Here is an 18,599-nt window from a genome sequence, read left to right on the forward strand (position 1 = left end):
TTCCCAGACAACAAAAAGCCGGCTTATGCCGGCTTTTTGTTGCGAAATGCGCTTGATTAATGAATAACGCTATCGGGGTGTTGCAAATCAGGCAGCACACTGCTGATGCCAGTATTGAGCAATGCGCCGGTATCGACGGTAAAGCTACCAACGCGGGTGCTATCGCCATCACCATCTGTTGCACTAAAACCAAACTGTAATTGCAGGTTTTGTGGCGCTACGCTGGTATATTGCAGGCCTCCCACCGCGAGCTTGCCAAAATTAACCTGGATTTCCAGCCTGTCGTATCCACCAACCACATCAATCGGGTCCGTAAGCCCACCTCCAGCAGGCGTGCTAAATACAACCGTTCCAGTATCAACTTGGGTTAGCCCCCTATAAGCTGTCCAGCTAAAAACATCCAAAGCACTACCAACATCGGCTTCGTTGAGTTGTACCGAGTTTACTAATTGCGGAGATGTAATATCGAAACCGCCGACAGTACCAAACCTGTAGGTTATTACTTCCGATGCATCCAAAAATCTATCACCCACACCGACGTCATTGTTTGCTGAGTCGATAAACAGGTTGCTGCCCTCAACAAGCAGAGAATTCCCTACAGCAACTTTTCCGGCACCGAAAGCCAGCGCGGCGCTGCCAAAATCTAGAGTGGTGCTCGGTGCAGCAGGCAAATCCAAAACATCGTGCAATTCCAATTTGTACGCACCATCTACGGCGCCGTTAACTGTCGGCAGCAGCGAAAATACCATGCGGTCAGCACTGAGGTCGGCAAATGTGGTCGTCAGGGCACCGTTATCGACAAAAGCATAAAGTTCTTGTAACTGGTCGCCGTTGCTATCGACAATCAAATAAGAAATACCATCTGCTCGAGACGTTAACGCCCCATTATTGTTTGTCAAATTTACACCACCGGCACTCCCAAAGCCGTCAAAACCCAGATCGTAATCAATCAAGCCCGTTAATGTTTGACCTGCGGCATCTTGTAAATTCCCGTTGCTGTTTTTGACGAAGGGCGCATCATCAAACACGTTCGCACTAAACGTCGTATTCGCGACCCTTCCGTCCTGATCGGTTAACGTCGCGGAAAATGTAAAGCCAATAGCCGGCGATTCCGGTGCGCCTGTGTTTATGTGGGTCAAAGCGTTTAGCAAGGTAAAGGTGTAACTGTCATTGTTCACAACTACCTGATAAGAACCGTCGCTGGCTGTCAGGGTTTGCGTAGCGGCGTCCCAGGTTGCCCCACTGGCCGACAAGACAACCGATGTTGGTGCTTGGCCGTTAATACGCAGAGCGCCGGTCTCGGCAGGGGGTAAGCTAGCGTCACTTTCGTCCACGATGACGTCGCTGACAGTGACAGTAGGCACGTAAACAATGCTGACTTCGGCGGGATTGGACTCCAGGCCCAAATCATCCTCGACGGTGTAGGTGATCAGAGTCGGATTGCCGGTAAAACCGGGGGTTGGCGTAAAAGTGATGGAGCCTGTAGTCGTGTCGACAGTCCAAATACCCTGGCCAGGCACAACTAGTGGTTGACCGGGTCCGTTACTGCCGACGATTTGCACGCTGGCGGGGTTGAGCGTGCCATCCGGGTCATTGTCGTTGCCCAGCACGTTGATCGTAACACTGCTGCCGGGTGTTAAGCCTGTAACGCTGTCATTGCCTGCAATCGGCGGCTGGTTGCCGGAGGTTGCAGCGGCCTGCTCCGGATTCAAAATCAAAACTTCCGGCACAATCGGCGGAAATGCGACATTGGGACCGGTGGTATCGAAACCATTCGTGACCGGTGCTACAGGGTTGAGATATTCGACGATAACCGGCACATGGCCTTCGTTACCTGCCCCAGGCGCGCCTCCTGCTGCCGGCGCACCGCCAGCGGCAGTCGCTTCAGCTATTGTGGTTGGATCGGCGCCGGCCAGTAAGGCCGCCTGAATATCTTCCGCGCTGGGACCGGCGGGTGTCGGATTCTGGGTGATCTGAGCCGGCTCGCCTTGTTCCTGCAGCGCTGCAGCAAGCTGCATGCTGTCGTTGCCGCCCATATCAATAAACGAGCCATTGGCAAGTTGTATCATCACCGTGCTGCCGTCGGCAGTGGTCAAAAGATCGGTTGGGTAAACGCGGTCGCCGACCTGCAAAATACGTTTACTGCCGTCGGCGGCAATGGCGGTAACGGTGCCAGTTGCGATTTTAACGATGCCGATTTCTTTGGCCATGCTTTGCTCCGAAGTTTATTCCAAATAAATAACGTGATTTTGTGACCGAATAATAAGCTAATTTGAACAAGTTGACATAGTACCTTGGTTCGAAATTTGCCGAGACGAGTCGTTAGGAGCTGCAGGACAGCATGGAGCAGCCGGCGCGCTGCTTAGCCCAATCGGGCCGTTTAGCGGCAAAACTCTGTTTATCCGCTTGTTCGGCGTAAGGGCGTCGCAGCACTTCGAGTAACTCCTGGACTAAAGAAAAATCGCCCTGTTCGGCTTGGTCAATAGCCAATTGCGCCAGATAATTACGCAATACGTATTTCGGATTGACCGCGTTCATCGCTGAACTGCGATCCAGTGTTAGCCTGCCGTCGCGCTGACTGCGCAGGCGATAAATGGCGAACCAGCGGCTAGCTTGTTCCATGAGGTCGTCGTTCAACGGCTCGTAGCTGGTACGCTGCAACAGCGCTAAAAATTGCGCCGGCGAATTCGATTCCGCGCTGACATCGACGTCAGCCAGCTGCCGATAAAACAAAGTCATATCGGTTTCAGCGGCTTGCATGAGCTGGGTTAAGTCGTTCACCAAGGTCTCGTCTTCGCTGGGCTCGAACCTTGTTAGGCCCAATTTGGCGGCCATCATCGCCTGCCAGCCGGCGTCGAAGGTGTCGGTATAAGCCGATAAAGCTTGTTGCAAACTTTCGGCGCGCATAATCAAGGGATACAGAGCGTTGGCGAGTTGTACCAAATTCCAATAGGCGATTTTCGCCTGATTGCCGAAGCGGTAACGGCGGCCTTGAGCATCGGTGGTGTTGGGGGTCCAGTCCGGATCGTAATTTTCAAGCCAGCCGTAAGGGCCATAATCGATAGTTAAGCCCAGGATCGACATATTGTCGGTATTCATCACGCCGTGCACAAAGCCGACCCGCTGCCAGTGCACGATCATCTCGGCCGTCTTGCGGCACACGGCTTTAAACCAATCCAGGTAGACTGGTATCGACGGTTCGCCCAGCTCAGGAAAATCGGTGCGGATGGTGTAATCCACCAGTTTTTTCAGCGAATCGATGTCATCGCGCGCGGTGAATATTTGAAAGTTGCCGAAGCGGACGAACGACGGCGCCACCCGGCACACCACCGCACCCGGTTCCATTTGCGGATTACCGTCGTAAAACATATCACGCACCACCTGTTTACCCGTAAGTATCACGCTTAAGGCGCGGGTGGTCGGCACACCGAGATGATGCATGGCTTCGCTGCACAAAAACTCGCGTATTGAAGAACGCAGAACCGCCAAACCGTCGGCGCTGCGGGAATATGGCGTCACGCCCGCGCCTTTTAGTTGCAAGGTGTAGCGTTGCTTACGCTGATTAACCACCTCGCCCAAGTTGATAGCCCGGCCGTCGCCGAGCTGACCGGCCCAATGGCCGAATTGATGGCCGCCGTAGCACATCGCATACGCTTCCATGCCTTTTGCTAGCCGGCTGCCGGAGAATACTTGGCAAAAATCTTCCGATTCGCACAGTTCGGCGGATAAGTCCAAATCTTCCGCGACTTCTCTGGAATAAGCGACCAATCTGGGTTGCTGCGCCGGCGTCGGATTGGCCCGGGAATAGCAGGCTGCATAAACTTGGCGCCGAAAATTATCCGGTTCGGGATCACCAGGCAGCTCGCGGATAAAGCGATTGTCGAAGTTCAGATTATCGAGGGCTGAATTGTGGTTTTCGGTAGGCATGATGACATCTTATCGGAGGCTAAAAAATTTTCGAATCGCGGCTGGAACCGGCTAAGATAAGCCACTAACAGCTAGTTTATATCAATCAACTTTTCAATCAGGGAATACCAATGAACAATTTTCTTGCAAAACGCGGACCACGCGCTTTTGGCTTTAGTTCACTTCTATTAGTCGCCTGCCTTGCGACGACGCAACTGACCGGTTGCTTTACTGTCGGCCAAGAGTTTTCCCCCGTCCGAGTGCCGGAAATCAAGGTCGGCCAAACCCGTAAGCAAGATATTACCGAAATGTTCGGCACGCCTTGGCGTACCGGTATGGAAGATGGTAAGCCTACCTGGACTTACGGGATCTACAAATATGCCTTGTTCGGCGGTAACGATTCCCAGGATTTGCTGATTCGCTTCGACGCACAAGGCGTGGTGCGGTCTTACACCTTTAGTTCTACCCGCAAATAATCGTGGCGACCGGTGTTTGCTCGCGGTATTTTGGCGATCTCGCTGTTACTGGCGTCCAGTAGCGGCGCAGCTAAAAAGCTTTATAAATATCAGGATGCCGAAGGTACCTGGTTTTTTACCGATCAGGCCCCCGCATCGAATCAGCCGGTAGCAGTCAGGCAGTTAAAAGCCGCCAATCCTAAGCGCGTTTGGCTGGAAAAAACGGCCGATGATTTGCAGCCGAGTTTTTTTGCGCTGAACGCCTATCCGGGGCCCATCGAACTGGCCGTCGATTGGCGTGAGCGGGAAAATGTCAGCGCCAATCCGGATTTGCCGCGCCGCTTTGTCGTTGAATCAGGACAGTCCGGCAGCTTGTTTTCGCTTATTCCCAACCAGAGCGCCGGTTTTTATAGTGTCAATCTGCAATATAGCTATGTGGTTGGGCGGCCTTTACCCGGCTATGTGAGTCAAACCCTTTATAAACCACCTTTGCCGGCCGGCGCACATTTTCAAATTACCCAAGCTTTTAATGGACCATACAGTCATAACGATGAACAGAATCGTTATGCGGTAGACATCATGATGCCGGTTGATACGCCGGTTTACGCAGCCCGGGGCGGTATCGTGCTGGAAGTGGAAAATGACTATACCAGTCATGGCACTAGCCAGGCTTACGCCAGCAAGGCTAACAGTATCAGGATCTTGCATGAGGACGGCTCCATGGCTGTGTACGCGCATTTGGCTCTGGAAAAAGCCCAAGTCACGCCAGGAATGCGGGTGGCAACCGGGCAGCTGATCGCTTACTCCGGCAATACCGGTTTGACGACTGGGCCGCATTTGCATTTTGCGGTGCAGATCAATCGCGGTATGGAGCTGATCTCCGTACCGTTTCAATTTACCGACGTGAACGGTCTGGCGATGGAGCCAAGGCTTGGCCTGTGGTTGTCCGGGCCGGCGGCTGCCGTCGGTAATTAGCCATCGGCTTTGGGTCTGAAAAACCGAAAGCAGCCCCGCCCCGCGCATTTGGCTTGATACATGGCATTGTCGGCGTTTTTCATCAGGCTATTTGCCTCCAGGCCGTCATCGGGATAAACGGCAATGCCGATACTGGAAGAAATATCCAGCGTGTGTTGTTGAATCACAAACGGCTGATTCAGACTGCTTAAGATGTTTTCGGCCACCAGCCCGGCCGCGGAGTGTTGGTCCAATTGGCTGAGTAAAATTACAAACTCATCGCCGCCCAAACGCGACACGGTATCCGTTTCCCGCTTGACGCAAGCCTCCAGACGATTCGCCACCTCTTTCAGCAATAAGTCGCCGACATCGTGGCCGAAGCTGTCGTTGACCGGCTTGAATTTATCCAGGTCCAGATAGAGCAAGGCCAGCAAACTGCGTTCGCGTCTGGCCTGAGCGATAGCCTGATGCAAGCGGTCGATCAGCAAGGTACGATTGGGCAAGTCGGTCAGTGCGTCGAAGTGGGCCAGATGATGAATGTGTTGCTCTATGGCTTTACGCGCCGTTATGTCCATCATCGTGCCGACATAATGGGTTATTTTGCCATCCGGGTTTTTCACGGCGCTAATGGTGAGCCATTCCGGAAATATATTGCCGTTCTTGCGCCGATTCCAGATTTCACCTTGCCAGACACCTTTGCTATCAATGGATTGCCACATTTCGGCAAAAAACAGCGCATCGTGAATGCCGGAATTGAGGATATTCATTTTTTGACCGATGGCCTCTTCGCTGGAGTAGCCGGTAATCTCGGTAAAGGATTTATTCACCTTTAAAATGACGGCATCGGCATCGGTAATCATCATGCCCTCCTGCGATTCAAAAGCGGTCGCGGCAATCCGCAGTTCGGTGTCCAGGCGTTTGCGTTCGCTAATATTTTGCGCGAAGGTAAAACTCAGTTCCAAGCCATTGTGAGCGATATAGTGGCAGGTGAGCTCAACCGGGAAAATCGTGCCGTCCTTACGTCGATGGCGGCTTTCGTGGCTGACAATTTCACAGTCGCGCAAGCGCTGCCAAATGTTTGACCAGGCGCTGGCCAAAAGGTCCGGATCGAATTCCCAGGGTGCCATACCCACCAGTTCGTCCCGCGAATAGCCCAAGGACTGGCAAGCGTAATCGTTGACGTACGTCACCATGCCCTTCGGATCAAGACAGAAGAAAGCGGTCTTGCTTTTATCGACCATGGTTTTGGCCAGCCACAACTCGTTTTCGATCTTCTTTAGCTCGGTGATGTCATCGTATACTCCCAATACCCCGATGGTTTCGCCCAAACTATTGCGCAGTGGCGCTTTCGATGTTCTCAGTAGAATCTCTTTGCCCTCAGGCGTGGTTTGCGGCTCTTCGTAAGCCAGCTTAGGCAGATTGGATTGCATGACCTGGCGGTCGTCGGCACGATAGCGCAAAGCCTGGTTTCGCCAGGATAGTTGCTGATCGACTTTACCGAGGAGGTCTTCGGTTCTCGTGAAACCGCCATCTCGCGCGAACTGCGAGTTGCAGCCGAGATAGCGCGAGTGCAGGTCTTTCCAAAATACCCGCATGGGTATGGTTTCGATCACCGATTGCAGCAAGCTGCGCGACTCGGCGAGCGCGTTCATTGCATTGATGCGTTTGGAAATATCGTAGAGCAATACCAGTTGCATTTTCTTGCCGGCCCCACCTATGCGGGTAGCGGTGGTCATGACGTGCTTGTTCAGACCGTTTTTGCAACGAACTTTGATTTCCAGGGGCTGAAATTCTTGGTCGTCATTTTCGAAGCGCTTTTGCCATTCCGCGCCAATCGTTTCACGGTAAACAGGATCGGGGAATGCCTGTAATTGCCACGCGGGCAGGTTGGGAATATCCCGGAGCCGGTACCCGAAGACCTTGGTAAATTCCGGGTTCAGCATTTGCAGATTGCGCTTGTCGTCGAATAGCGCCAGTGGAATGGGGAGTGCGGTGACAATAGTGCTTAATTGGATATTGTCGTCGTTCAAACTGCTCAACTGGTCTAAAAAAACAATGATCATCGCGCAGATCAAAGAGGCGACCAGTAGCGAAGCGACCAAGCCGGTAAGTAGATAATCGAAGCTGATTTCGCCTTTCAGCAGCCATTCCATTATCGCCACAATCGATTCGGTGAGCATTGTCGCCAGAGCAACCGAAATCAGCCAAAGCTGGTATTTATTGATACGCTGTAACCGGCTGAGAAGGATGTATTTCAAACTAGGCTTTAAGTACTTATTCGGCTGAAACGCGCAGTCGTTGACGAGATTTTTTGTACGCTAAAGCTTACATCTTTGTAGGCCTATTTCAAAATCTTTCGAGGATTTTTCCTGTTTTAATCTGCGGCTGCTCCAATCCAATAAACGCTCAATGAGCTGCTTTACCCCGGCGACGAGCGATGAGGATGCATAAGGCCATTAAACAAAATCCGGCCCCCGCGTAAAACGTAAACTCGGCGCCGTAGCTATCCCACAGCAACCCCGCCATGACGCTAGCCAACAGCATGGCGATGCCGCCGACCAGATTGAAAAATCCGTAAGCGGTGCCGCGCAGGTCGGCCGGTGACGTGTCCGCGACCATTTTGGCCAGCAGGCCCTGAGTCATGCCCATGTGCACCCCCCAAAGCCCAACGCCGGCCAACACTATCCGCCAATCGGCGCTACTGGCCAGTACTAGGTCGGCGACGATGAGTACCAACAGCCCCCAAGCCAGCAATTTGCGATGCGATACGCGGTCGGACAGACGGCCAAACGGGTAAGCCGTGGCCGAATAAACAACATTCATCGCCACCATTGCCAAGGGTAACAGCGCAATCGGAATGCCGCTTTGTTGGGCGCGCAGCACCAAAAAGGCCTCGCTGAATCGCGCCAGTGTGAACACCGCGCCTATCATCACTACCCGCCAATAGTCGGCATTTAAGCGTTGCAGATTGGCGCGCTTGATGGGGTTGCCGTGTTGCGAACGCTGCAGATGCTTGGGTTCGCGCACACCAAACAGCAACATCAGCACCGACAGCCCGCCGGGGATCACGGCCACCCAAAAAACCGCCCGAAAATCGTTGGCCCACAGGAGCATGAGCGCCACCGCCAGCAATGGTCCCAGAAAAGAGCCGACCGTATCCAGCGATTGCCTGAGGCCAAAGGCCGCGCCGCGAATTTCCGGCGGGGTAATGTCGGCAACCAGTGCGTCGCGCGGTGCGCCGCGTATGCCTTTGCCGACCCGGTCCAGCAGTCGCGCGCTTAAAACCATACCGCTGCTGCCGGCGATGGCAAACAGGGGTTTGGTCAAGGCTCCCAGGCTGTAACCTATCAAGGCCAGACTTTTGCGCTTGCCCAAATAATCGCTGAGCACCCCGGAAAACACCTTGACGATCAGCGCGGTCGCTTCCGCTGCGCCTTCGATCAAACCGATGCTCAAACTGCTGGCATGCAGAGTGGTGAGCATGAATACCGGCAGCAGGCTGTGGATCATTTCCGAGGAAATATCCATCAACATACTGACAAAACCCAATGCCCAAACGCTTTTCGGGATTTGTCGCCAGATAGGTTTTGCGCCGGAATGCGTCATGGAGTTTATGTTTGCCGTTCGTTTAAAGGAAATCACAGCGCCTAGGTTGCTGTAAAACCCGTCGCCCCGATGGAATTTTATTGTTGGAAGGCCCTAGAGATTGACAATGCCCGTTAGCAGTGTAAACGTAAGGCCATTTTTCAACAGGAGGTTTCTATGATGCGTAGTTTATTCTTTTTGGCCTTATTGTTCAGTTCCGGTTTGCAAGCGGCATTGCAGGAGCAAGCCGTGAGTTATACCGCCGGCGATACCACGCTAAAAGGCTATCTGGTTTGGGACGATACGAAAGGCGAGAAGCAGCCCGGCGTGCTGGTGGTTCACGAATGGTGGGGCTTGAACGACTACGCCCGGCAGCGCGCGAAGATGTTGGCGGAACTGGGTTATACCGCGCTGGCGGTCGATATGTACGGCGACGGCAAATCCAGCGAGCATGCAGCCGAAGCCTCAACCTTCATGAACAGCGTCGTGGAGCGGGCCGGCGTTTCGCAATTACGTTTTACGGCGGCTTTAGCCTTTTTACAAAAACAAGCCAGTGTCGATAAGGGTAAGATTGCGGCGATAGGTTATTGTTTCGGTGGTGCGACAGTCTTGAATATGGCGCGCTTGGGTACCGATCTGGCGGCAGTGGTGAGTTTTCACGGTAATCTGGCCACGCAAACCCCGGCAAGACGTGGGCAGGTCAAATCGCGGGTATTGGTTTTGAACGGCGCGGCCGACGAGTTTGTCAGCGCCGACAGTATTGCGGCGTTTGAAAAAGAAATGACCCAAGCCGGCGTGGACTATCGTTTGGTTAACTATCCCGGCGCGCGCCACGGTTTCACCAACCCCGACGCGGATAGGTTGGGCAAAGCCAATAATTTGCCTATTGCTTACGATGCCGAGGCGGATAAACAATCCTGGGAAGCCATGCAACAGTTGTTTCGCGAAGTGTTCAAGCAATAGCTAATCGTCAGTCAAATCGGTGGCAGTCGGTGCATAGGCTCTCATAAACGCGCTGACGGCGCGCTCGACTGTGGCTTTAACTTGTTTGGGTTTCAATTCCCGGCGGGCGTTGAACAAGCCCGATTCGTATACTTCCGATTCCAGCAAACCGCGAAAATGCGCGGCCACCACATGTGGGTCGGCATGCCGCAACTGGCCGGCATTCATCGCTTGTGCGAAAAATTGCGCAGTAAATTGCATGCCCTTGGCGGGGCCGTTTTCGAAAAACAGGCGGCCGGCTTCCGGCTGAGTGGCGGCGGCTGCGATCAACATGCGTCGGGCCGCCAAACTTTTCAAGGACAGAAAGTTGCTCATCACGCCTTCGCCGAAACGTTGCAAAGTGGCCGGCAAGTCGTCGGAAGGTTGCAACAGTGCCAGGACTTGGTTGACCTGGTCTGGCAGTGTATCGAGAGGCGCACTGCCGCAGTCCGGCATCAGCAAGGAAAATAATTGCTCGCTGTGGCGATCAGCGGAACGGCGCGCCAATTCCAGAAACAACTGCTCCTTGGAGCTGAAATAGTTGTACAGCGTGGCCTTGGAGTGGCCGGCAGTAGCGGCGATTTCCGCCATCGTCGCTTGTTCGAAACCGACTTTTTCAAACAGGGTTTTTGCCGCATCCAGAATGGCTTGGCAACGTTCTCCACTTTTCTTTCTCATGGAACCTTCCTTATTCGAGCGAGTCGGCTGAGTTTCGAGCACTAGGCCGCTGTTTGGCTTATTCTAGACCCGATGGTTCAGTTTTAAATTGTCGTATAGACTTGGAGCTGAGTAATGTTTGCCGAGATTTTTCGTCATGATGACACACCTAGCCCGCCGTATAAGCTTTTATACCCTTTATTCCCAGCGTGGATTGGCACGCGGTTCATTGCTTATCGGGATTTTTACCGTACTGGCATGCTGTGCGGTGCTAATAGTTTGGTTGTTAAACCGCGAAAGTCCAGGCGCAGCAGCGCCGGGAAAAACGGTGCCGGCGCTGACGGTGACGCGGGCAGTGCCGCAATGGCGGCAGTGGCCGACCACCCTGGAAGCGTCGGGGGCGATTACGGCCTGGCAAGAAGCCGTCATCGGCGCCCAGCAATCCGGATTAAGGTTAATCGAAGTCAATGTCAATGTCGGCGATCAGGTCAAGCGCGGTCAGCTATTGGCGCGTTTCGATGCTGATATGCTGCGCGCCGATCTGGCGCAATTGCAGGCCAATCTGGCCCAGGCGCGGGCCACCGCCGCGCAAGCCGAAACCAACAAACAGCGGGTGCTGAAACTCAAAAACGCAGCGACGCTGAGTCAACAGGAGTTGTTGCGGTACGAAACCGAAGCGGAAACCTCCCGAATTCAGGTCGATGCGATCAAGGCCCAGTTGGCTGCTAAACAGTTGCAACTAAGCTATGCCGAGGTGCGGGCGCCTGACGACGGCGCGATTAGCGCGCGAATGGCAACCCTGGGCGCGGTGGCCGGCAGCGGGCAGGAGTTGTTTCGGTTAATTCGGCAAAATCGCCTGGAATGGCGTGGTGAATTGACCGCCGGGCAAATCGCGCAAATTCAGGCGGGGCAAGCGATACAACTGAGCCTGCCGGACGGCAGCGTTGCCCAAGCTAGGGTGCGGCAACTGGCGCCGGCCTTGGACGAGCAGTCGCGATTGGGCGTCGTGTACGCCGACATCCTGCCGGGCAGTCAGGCGCGGGCCGGCATGTATGCCAATGGCCGGATCGAGTTAAGTCAGCGTCCGGCATTGGTGGTGCCGGCCGCCAGCGTGGTGATCCGCGATGGCCGCAACTATGTGCTGAAGCTGCTCAGCGATGCCGATACCTCCCCGGTAAGTTTGCAGGCGGTCGCTACCGGCCGTCAGTACGGGGTGGATATTGAAATCGTCCACGGTTTGAGCGAAGCAGAGCGCGTGGTATTGGAGGGGGCCGGCTTTCTCAATGATGGTGATCTCGTGCACATCGCGCCGGCGAGGGTTGATTGATGAGTTTTGCCTCTTGGTCGATTCGCAGCCCCATTCCATCGATTTTACTGTTTATCTTACTGTCACTGGCCGGACTGCGCGGTTTACAACAGTTATCCATACAGAGCTTGCCGGATCTGGATTTACCCAGCGTTATCGTCAAACTTAATCAACCGGGTGCGGCGCCGGCACAGTTGGAAACCGAAGTGGCGCGCAAAGTCGAGGATTCGATTGCCACGCTGTCCGGATTGAAGCATATCCGCACCTCGATTACCGATGGTTTGGTGCAAATCAATGTCGAATTTATTCTGGAAAAAAAGCTTTCCGATGCCTTGATAGAAACCAAGGATGCGGTGGACAGGGTGCGCTCGGATTTACCGAGTAGTGTGCTGCAACCTAGTATCAGTGCGGTGACAGTGGGTGGCGCGCCGATTTTGACCTATGCGATTGCCTCGACCAAACTGGAAGAGGAAGCCTTATCCTGGCAGGTGGATGATAACGTCAGCAAGGTCATGTTGGGCGTGGCCGGCGTCGGCCGTTTCGAACGCCTGGGCGGTGTGCAGCGGGAAATACACTTGGAAGTCGATCCGGTGCGCTTGGCTTCGCTGGGCGTCACCGCGACCGATGTGTCGCGAGCCTTGAAACAGGCGCAGCAGGAGTCTTCCGGCGGCCGGGGTAATGTGGGCTTGGCGGAGCAATCGGTGCGCACGCTGGCCACGGTGCGGCAGGCCAGCGAACTGGCGACCTTTCCGGTGCCTATAGCCAACGGCGGCGAGGTGCGCTTGGAGCAAATCGCCACGGTCCGCGACACCGTTGCCGAGCGTACGCAATTGGCAGCCTTGGACGGCAAGCCGTTGATCGGATTCAACATCTACAGGGCCAAGGGGTTTGACGAAACCCGCATCGCTAATGATGTGGAACAGGCCTTGGCGCGGATGCGGGAAGCCGATCCGTCCCTGAGTTTTACCCTGATTTCCGGTTCGGTAGCGTATTCGCAAGAGCAGTACGAAGGCTCGATGATGATGCTCTACGAAGGGGCGCTGTTGGCGGTGCTGGTGGTATGGTGGTTCTTGCGCGATTGGCGGGCGACTTTAGTGTCGGCTTCGGCCCTACCTTTGTCGATTCTGCCGACCTTTGCGGTGATGCATTGGCTGGGATTTTCCTTGAATATGCTGACCATGCTGGCCTTGGCTATCGTGGTCGGGATTTTGGTGGACGATGCGATCGTGGAAATCGAAAATATTGCCCGGCATGTGCGGATGGGCAAGAGTATTCGCCAGGCCGCTGCTGAGGCAGTCGATGAAATTGCGCTGGCGGTCATCGCCACCACCTTGACGCTGGTGGTGGTGTTTATGCCCACCGCGTTGATGAGCGGGGTTTCCGGATTGTTTTTCCGGCAATTCGGCTGGACGGCGGTGGTCGCGGTCCTGGCGTCCTTGCTGGTAGCGCGCTTGCTGACGCCGATGCTGGCGGCCTATTTACTTACCGAGGGTCATCATCCTGCCAGTGTCGATGGCAGATTGATGCCCATTTACCTGCAAGCGGTGCAGTGGACCCTGCGTCATCGCCGGGCGACGATGCTGCTCTCCACGCTGTTTTTTATCGGTGCTTGCTTATTGTTGCCCTTGATCCCGGCGGGATTCGTGCCGCCCGCTGATCGTGGTTATACCACGGTGCAATTCGAGTTGCCGCCGGGTAGTTCGATAAACGATGCCGGTCGAGTCGCCGAAGCGGCGCGAACGGTTCTGCAACCGCTGGCAGGTGTCGAACACATTTTTACCGCGGTCGGTAGCAGTCAAATAGTCGGTGGCGGCGTGACCAGACCGGGCGAACAACGTAAGGGCGCGCTGACCTTAACTTTGAGCGAGCGAGGACAGCGGCCGCATCAAGCGCAGATTGAACAGGCGGTGCGGGCAGTGTTGCGCGAAGTGCCCGGCTCCCGCTTCTCCATTGGCATTGGAGGGCCGGGCGAGAAGATGTCTTTGATACTGTCTAGCGATAATGCGGCGGCCTTAAAGGCCAGCGCGCAGGCCTTAGAGCGCGATTTGCGTAATATGGGTAGCTTGAGCAGCATCAGTTCCACGGCCAGCCTGGAACGGCCGGAAATCGCCATTCGGCCGGACTGGCAGCGCGCTGCCGAACTAGGCGTGACGGCCGAGCTGATCGGTGAAACGGTGCGGATTGCCACCAGCGGTGATTTCGACGCCCAACTGGCCAAGTTGAATCTGGATAACCGCCAACTCGCGATTCGGGTAAGGATAGCCGATGCCGCGCGGCAGGATTTGCAGGTCTTAGCCAATCTAAGAGTAAGGGCGGGGGATAGGTTGGTGCCGCTGTCCAGTGTGGCGGAGCTAACGTTAGCCAGCGGTTCGGCGCAGGTTGACAGGTATGACCGGCGCCGCTATGTTACGGTCAACGCCGAACTGGGCGGCATGTCCCTGGGTGAGGCGCTGGCCGCCGCCAAAACTTTGCCGGCCGTGGTCAATATGCCGTCCAGCGTTAAATTGATTCGTACCGGCGACGCCGAAATCATGGCCGAATTGGCCAGCAGTTTTGGTATGGCGATGCTGACCGGATTGCTGTGCGTGTTTTGCGTATTGGTGTTGCTATTCAAGGATTTCTTTCAACCCTTGACCATCCTGTCGGCGATACCGTTGTCAATGGGCGGCGCGTTTGTCGCACTGTTGCTGACCGGCGGCGAGTTGAATATTCCGTCGATGATAGGCTTGATCATGCTGATGGGCATCGTCACCAAAAACTCGATCCTGCTGGTGGAATATGCGTTGCTGGCGATGCGCGAACATGGCCTGAGTCGGCACGAGGCCTTGCTGGATGCCTGCCATAAACGCGCCCGGCCTATAGTCATGACCACGGTGGCCATGATTGCCGGTATGTTGCCGATTGCGTTGGGATGGGGGGCGGACGCCAGTTTTCGCCAGCCGATGGCGGTGGCGGTGATTGGCGGCTTGATTAGCTCTACTTTGTTAAGTCTGCTGGTGGTGCCGGTGGTATTTACCTATGTCGATGGTGCTCGGCAAAGTTTGGTAAAGCCGTTTTTCGGTAGTGTCTCAAAGGGCGAATGAATTCGCCCTTCACGCGGCGTTAACGTGTGCCGAATACCACGATGGTTTTACCGTGTGCGGTGATCAAGCCCTTGTCTTCCAGCTCTTTCAATACGCGCCCTGCCATCTCGCGGGAACAACCGACGATCCGGCCGATTTCCTGGCGGGTGATATGCAACTGCATGCCGTCCGGATGGGTAATTGCGTCCGGCTCCTTGGCCAAATCCAACAGGGTGCGGGCGATACGGCCTTCCACGTCCATAAACGCCAGGTCGCGGTATTTACGGCTGGTGATCAACAAGCGAGTCGAGAGCTGTTCACCGAGTACCGTTAAAATTTCCACCGCTTGATCGCGCAACTCGGCGTTGAGCAGCATTTTGAAGCGCTCGTAGCCGATTTCCGCCATCTGGCATTTGGTGCGGGTTTTCACCAGTACGCTCCGCGTTTCGGCATTTTTGAACACCCCGATCTCGCCGACGAAATCGTGTTTGTTCAAATACGCCAAAATCAACTCGCGGCCTTCCTCGTCCTCGACGCTGACGCTGACCGAGCCGTCGACCACAAACAACAGTTTGTCACCTATGTCGCCAGGGCGGACTATGGTGATTTTGGCTGGATAGCTCCTAACATGGCAGAAGCGTAAAAAGGCGTCCAGGGCAGAGGGTGAAATCTTGTTTTGTTTAACAAAGCTCATAATTTGTAATAATTCTGTGAACTAGATTGGTTACCCTATCAAGGTGCAGTAGTTTTACAAAAAAATCAAGACATTTGACGGGTTCGTTGTAAAATTCGCGACAATTTTGAATTTGGTTGGGGTTTAACATGCAGGCAACGATTAAATGGGTCGACGGCAGATTATTCGTCGGCGAATCCGGCAGCGGGCACACGGTTGTGATGGACGGGCCGCCGGATCACGGCGGCCGTAATCTCGGGGTGCGCCCCATGGAAATGCTGTTGTTGGGCGTGGGCGGCTGTTCGTCGTTCGACGTCGTGGATATTCTGCAAAAAGGCCGCCACGAGATTGTGCATTGCACTGCCGAACTGACTGCGGAACGGGTGGACACAGTACCGGCCGTATTCAGCAAAATTCATTTGCACTTCAAGGTGACGGGTAAAAATCTGCCGGTTGCCGCAGTGGAACGGGCGGTGAAGTTATCCGCCGAAAAATATTGCTCGGCTTCCATTATGTTGGGCAAAGCGGGCGTGGAAATAAGTCATGATTTTGAAGTTATAGAGGGTTGATCGGTTGAGCAAATTACAGTTACACGGGTTTAATAACCTGACCAAATCGTTGAGTTTTAATATTTACGACGTTTGCTATGCACCCAAAGAGCAGGAAAAAGCCTACATCGAATATATCGACGAAGCCTATAACGCCAAACGTTTGACGCAGATTTTAAAAGACGTAGCCAACATCATTGGCGCGCAAATTTTGAATATCGCCCATCAGGATTACGATCCGCAGGGTGCCAGTGTGACGATGCTGATTTCCGAAGGTGCGGTCATTCCGGCCGGCATGAATTCCGAGTCACCCGGCCCGTTGCCGGAGACGGTTTTAGCGCATTTGGATAAAAGCCACATCACCGTACACACTTATCCGGAAAGCCATCCGGATACCGATATTTGTACGTTTCGGGCCGACATCGACGTGTCAACTTGTGGGCAAATTTCCCCGCTGAAAGCCTTGAATTATCTGATTCACAGTTTTGAGTCCGACATCGTCATCATGGACTACCGGGTGCGCGGCTTTACCCGCGATGTGTCCGGGCAAAAACATTACATCGATCATAAAATCAATTCCATCCAGAATTACATCGCGGAAAGCACGAAAGAGTTGTACCAGATGATCGACGTAAATGTGTATCAGGAAAACATCTTCCACACCAAGATGATGTTGAAAGAAACCGAACTGGAAAATTACCTGTTCGAAAAGGAAAGTAATTTCAGCGACGAGGATCAGGAAGAAATCCAAGGCATGCTGCAGGAAGAAATGGCCGAGATTTTTTACGGTCGAAATTTCTCTTAAAAAATACGCTGGTTCAAACAACGGCCTCAGCAGTCACAACTACTGCTGAGGCCGTTTTTTTATGGGGCCGGCTTACGAGATGCTTGCTCGCGCATCTGTTCCTGGTGCTGCTTGCGCAAATCGTCCATTTTCTGCATTTGTTCAGGAGTTAACACTTCTTTCATTCGGCTGTGCGACTCTTCGTGGATGGCGCGGAATTTTTCGTGCTGTTCTTTAAAAATCGCTTCCAGTTTGGTTTTTTGCTCCGGACTGAGTTGCAGCAGTTTGTTCAAATGTTCTAGTTTGTGGTCCACCGGTTGGCCATAGTCGTTTTCACTAGGGTAAGCGAAGGCGGTTAATGGCAAGGCCAGGATGATGGCGAGGAACAGGTTTTTTCGCATGGTCTAATCTCAAGTTAAATTGATGTGGTGCTTGGTGTGCGAGGGAACTGATGCCGGAACGCCGGCAAAAGTTCATTACTCTGAAAAAGCCTTGGGATTATGCGAGGCCACGCAGTCGATGCTGAAACGTCTGGGTTGTTCTGACAGTTCCAGCGCCGTTAATTGTCCGCCCCACAAGCAGCCGGTGTCTATTGAGTAACAGTTATAGCCGGTGAAATAGCCCAGCGTGGACCAATGGCCGAAGATGATGCGCATATCGATACTTTTGCGGCCCGGCACTTCAAACCAGGGCATTAAGTGGTCGGGTTGGCTGCCGGGCGCGCCTTTGGGCCCAAAATCCATCACGCCGTCGACGGTGCAATAGCGCAGCCGGCTGAAACAATTGATCGCAAAGCGCAGTTTTTCGGTTTTCAGTAAATCGTCGCGCCAGACCACGGGTTTGTTACCGTACATGGAGCGGAAAAAGCGTTCGTGATCCGGGCTTTGCATGGCTTGCTCGGTTTCACGCGCCATGCGCAGTGTGGTTTCAAAATCCCACTGCGGTGGCAAACCGGCATGCAGCATGCAAAAATTATCATTGTGATGGAACAGCTTTTGATGGCGCAGCCAGGTTATCAGCTCTTCGCAATCCTCGGCCCTTAAAACGTCGCTCAGCGTGTCTTTTTTACCGGCCTTGCCTAGCGACACCACGGTCGCAATCAAGTGCAGATCGTGATTGCCCAGTACGGTAACGGCCGCAGAACCCAAGCCTTTCACAAAGCGCAGCGTTTCCAAGGATTTTGGGCCGCGGTTCACCAAGTCGCCGGCCAGCCAGAGTTGATCCTGATTCGGATCGAAGCTTATATGGTCCAGCAAACGACGAAACTCGTCGTAACAGCCCTGAATGTCACCAATTGCATAAATCGCCATTAGTGCAGCGTTCTGGGTATCGATAAAGTGAATTTGGGAATGGCTGCGTTAAAATTTTCGCCGGCGTCCGATTGCATTTGATACTTACCTTGCATCACCCCGACCGGAGTTTCTATCATCGCCGCGCTGGTATAGCGGAACGAGTCGCCGGGGCTAAGATGCGGGTTTTCTCCCACCACGCCGTCGCCGTTGACTTCCTGCACCTTGCCGTTGGCATCGGTGATCAGCCAGTGGCGAGTCAGCAATTTGGCCGGCGTGGAACCGACGTTGGTGATGGTGATGGTATAGGCGAACACATAGCGGTTCTGTTCGGGGGACGATTGGGCCTCGATATAGTAGGGTTGGGCTTCAACTAAAACTTTGTTTTTTTCGCTCATT

General features: G+C 54.1%; 16 protein-coding genes. 7 read left to right on the forward strand and 9 right to left on the reverse strand.

What is annotated here, in order from left to right; translation table 11 throughout:
* Positions 1 to 56: 56 nt before the first annotated feature.
* Entirely contained in the window at positions 57 to 2,210 is a 2,154-nt protein-coding gene (locus JL719_RS01195) for a retention module-containing protein (RefSeq protein WP_033158242.1), read from the reverse strand.
* Between the two features lie 112 nt (positions 2,211 to 2,322).
* Positions 2,323 to 3,927, reverse strand: coding sequence for a protein adenylyltransferase SelO (locus JL719_RS01200; RefSeq protein WP_033158241.1), 1,605 nt, complete (start codon positions 3,925 to 3,927; stop codon positions 2,323 to 2,325).
* Between the two features lie 110 nt (positions 3,928 to 4,037).
* Here JL719_RS01200 and bamE point away from each other — a divergent pair, with 110 nt between their 5' ends.
* Positions 4,038 to 4,382, forward strand: coding sequence for an outer membrane protein assembly factor BamE domain-containing protein (gene bamE / locus JL719_RS01205; RefSeq protein WP_033158240.1), 345 nt, complete (start codon positions 4,038 to 4,040; stop codon positions 4,380 to 4,382).
* Positions 4,383 to 4,394: 12 nt separating this feature from the next.
* Positions 4,395 to 5,336: a peptidoglycan DD-metalloendopeptidase family protein gene (locus JL719_RS01210; protein WP_033158239.1), complete on the forward strand. Its 942-nt coding sequence runs from the start codon at positions 4,395 to 4,397 to the stop codon at positions 5,334 to 5,336.
* Here JL719_RS01210 and JL719_RS01215 read toward each other — a convergent pair.
* Positions 5,333 to 7,573: a sensor domain-containing diguanylate cyclase gene (locus JL719_RS01215; protein ID WP_129871320.1), complete on the reverse strand. Its 2,241-nt coding sequence runs from the start codon at positions 7,571 to 7,573 to the stop codon at positions 5,333 to 5,335. The two genes, JL719_RS01210 and JL719_RS01215, sit on opposite strands and share 4 nt — an antisense overlap.
* Positions 7,574 to 7,721: 148 nt before the next feature.
* The gene (locus JL719_RS01220) at positions 7,722 to 8,921 is read right to left on the reverse strand and encodes an MFS transporter (protein WP_033158238.1); all 1,200 of its coding nucleotides are present in this window, start codon (positions 8,919 to 8,921) and stop codon (positions 7,722 to 7,724) included.
* 156 nt (positions 8,922 to 9,077) lie between these two features.
* Here JL719_RS01220 and JL719_RS01225 point away from each other — a divergent pair, with 156 nt between their 5' ends.
* A complete protein-coding gene (locus JL719_RS01225; protein WP_084153388.1) occupies positions 9,078 to 9,863 on the forward strand; it encodes a dienelactone hydrolase family protein in 786 nt (261 codons plus the stop codon).
* Here JL719_RS01225 and JL719_RS01230 read toward each other — a convergent pair whose 3' ends face one another.
* Positions 9,864 to 10,559 carry a TetR/AcrR family transcriptional regulator gene (locus JL719_RS01230; protein ID WP_033158237.1) on the reverse strand — a complete coding sequence of 232 codons (696 nt, stop codon included), beginning with the start codon at positions 10,557 to 10,559 and terminating at the stop codon, positions 9,864 to 9,866.
* Between the two features lie 136 nt (positions 10,560 to 10,695).
* Here JL719_RS01230 and JL719_RS01235 point away from each other — a divergent pair, with 136 nt between their 5' ends.
* On the forward strand, positions 10,696 to 11,865 hold the full coding sequence (locus JL719_RS01235) for an efflux RND transporter periplasmic adaptor subunit (protein WP_225892967.1): 1,170 nt from the start codon (positions 10,696 to 10,698) through the stop codon (positions 11,863 to 11,865).
* Complete coding sequence (locus JL719_RS01240) at positions 11,865 to 14,927, forward strand: efflux RND transporter permease subunit (protein ID WP_033158236.1); 3,063 nt, start codon at positions 11,865 to 11,867, stop codon at positions 14,925 to 14,927. Before JL719_RS01235 ends, JL719_RS01240 begins: the two co-directional genes overlap by 1 nt.
* Before the next feature lie 19 nt (positions 14,928 to 14,946).
* Here the strand turns inward: JL719_RS01240 and crp are convergent, their stop codons facing one another.
* Entirely contained in the window at positions 14,947 to 15,600 is a 654-nt protein-coding gene (gene crp, locus JL719_RS01245) for a cAMP-activated global transcriptional regulator CRP (protein ID WP_033158235.1), read from the reverse strand.
* Between the two features lie 128 nt (positions 15,601 to 15,728).
* Here crp and JL719_RS01250 point away from each other — a divergent pair, with 128 nt between their 5' ends.
* Both JL719_RS01250 and speD read left to right on the forward strand, forming a co-directional pair.
* A complete protein-coding gene (locus JL719_RS01250; RefSeq protein ID WP_033158234.1) occupies positions 15,729 to 16,148 on the forward strand; it encodes an OsmC family protein in 420 nt (139 codons plus the stop codon).
* 4 nt (positions 16,149 to 16,152) lie between these two features.
* A complete protein-coding gene (gene speD, locus JL719_RS01255) occupies positions 16,153 to 16,932 on the forward strand; it encodes an adenosylmethionine decarboxylase (RefSeq protein ID WP_033158233.1) in 780 nt (259 codons plus the stop codon).
* A 59-nt stretch (positions 16,933 to 16,991) separates the two neighbouring features.
* On the opposite strand, the gene JL719_RS01260 is transcribed toward speD, so the two are convergent.
* The 3 genes from JL719_RS01260 to apaG all read right to left on the reverse strand — a co-directional run bounded on the left by JL719_RS01260 (position 16,992) and on the right by apaG (position 18,598).
* Complete coding sequence (locus JL719_RS01260) at positions 16,992 to 17,312, reverse strand: periplasmic heavy metal sensor (RefSeq protein ID WP_033158232.1); 321 nt, start codon at positions 17,310 to 17,312, stop codon at positions 16,992 to 16,994.
* 75 nt (positions 17,313 to 17,387) lie between these two features.
* The gene (locus JL719_RS01265) at positions 17,388 to 18,221 is read right to left on the reverse strand and encodes a symmetrical bis(5'-nucleosyl)-tetraphosphatase (protein ID WP_033158231.1); all 834 of its coding nucleotides are present in this window, start codon (positions 18,219 to 18,221) and stop codon (positions 17,388 to 17,390) included.
* Positions 18,221 to 18,598 (reverse strand): Co2+/Mg2+ efflux facilitator ApaG/CorD, encoded by a 378-nt coding sequence (gene apaG / locus JL719_RS01270; protein WP_020484295.1) that lies wholly within the window; start codon positions 18,596 to 18,598, stop codon positions 18,221 to 18,223. The genes JL719_RS01265 and apaG overlap by 1 nt, the downstream gene beginning before the upstream one ends.
* Position 18,599 lies beyond the last annotated feature (1 nt).

It is taken from the genome of Methylomonas sp. LW13 (genome assembly GCF_016865255.1).
Taxonomy (GTDB): Bacteria; Pseudomonadota; Gammaproteobacteria; order Methylococcales; family Methylomonadaceae; genus Methylomonas.

Excerpts from the sequence above, each read along its gene's own strand:
- JL719_RS01195 (WP_033158242.1), bottom strand. The coding sequence starts at position 2,210 with ATGGCCAAAGAAATCGGCATCGTTAAAATCGCAACTGGCACCGTTACC.
- JL719_RS01200 (WP_033158241.1), bottom strand. The coding sequence starts at position 3,927 with ATGCCTACCGAAAACCACAATTCAGCCCTCGATAATCTGAACTTCGAC.
- bamE (WP_033158240.1), top strand. The coding sequence starts at position 4,038 with ATGAACAATTTTCTTGCAAAACGCGGACCACGCGCTTTTGGCTTTAGT.
- JL719_RS01220 (WP_033158238.1), bottom strand. The coding sequence starts at position 8,921 with ATGACGCATTCCGGCGCAAAACCTATCTGGCGACAAATCCCGAAAAGC.
- JL719_RS01225 (WP_084153388.1), top strand. The coding sequence starts at position 9,078 with ATGATGCGTAGTTTATTCTTTTTGGCCTTATTGTTCAGTTCCGGTTTG.
- JL719_RS01230 (WP_033158237.1), bottom strand. The coding sequence starts at position 10,559 with ATGAGAAAGAAAAGTGGAGAACGTTGCCAAGCCATTCTGGATGCGGCA.
- JL719_RS01235 (WP_225892967.1), top strand. The coding sequence starts at position 10,696 with ATGATGACACACCTAGCCCGCCGTATAAGCTTTTATACCCTTTATTCC.
- JL719_RS01240 (WP_033158236.1), top strand. The coding sequence starts at position 11,865 with ATGAGTTTTGCCTCTTGGTCGATTCGCAGCCCCATTCCATCGATTTTA.
- crp (WP_033158235.1), bottom strand. The coding sequence starts at position 15,600 with ATGAGCTTTGTTAAACAAAACAAGATTTCACCCTCTGCCCTGGACGCC.
- JL719_RS01250 (WP_033158234.1), top strand. The coding sequence starts at position 15,729 with ATGCAGGCAACGATTAAATGGGTCGACGGCAGATTATTCGTCGGCGAA.
- JL719_RS01260 (WP_033158232.1), bottom strand. The coding sequence starts at position 17,312 with ATGCGAAAAAACCTGTTCCTCGCCATCATCCTGGCCTTGCCATTAACC.
- JL719_RS01265 (WP_033158231.1), bottom strand. The coding sequence starts at position 18,221 with ATGGCGATTTATGCAATTGGTGACATTCAGGGCTGTTACGACGAGTTT.
- apaG (WP_020484295.1), bottom strand. The coding sequence starts at position 18,598 with ATGAGCGAAAAAAACAAAGTTTTAGTTGAAGCCCAACCCTACTATATC.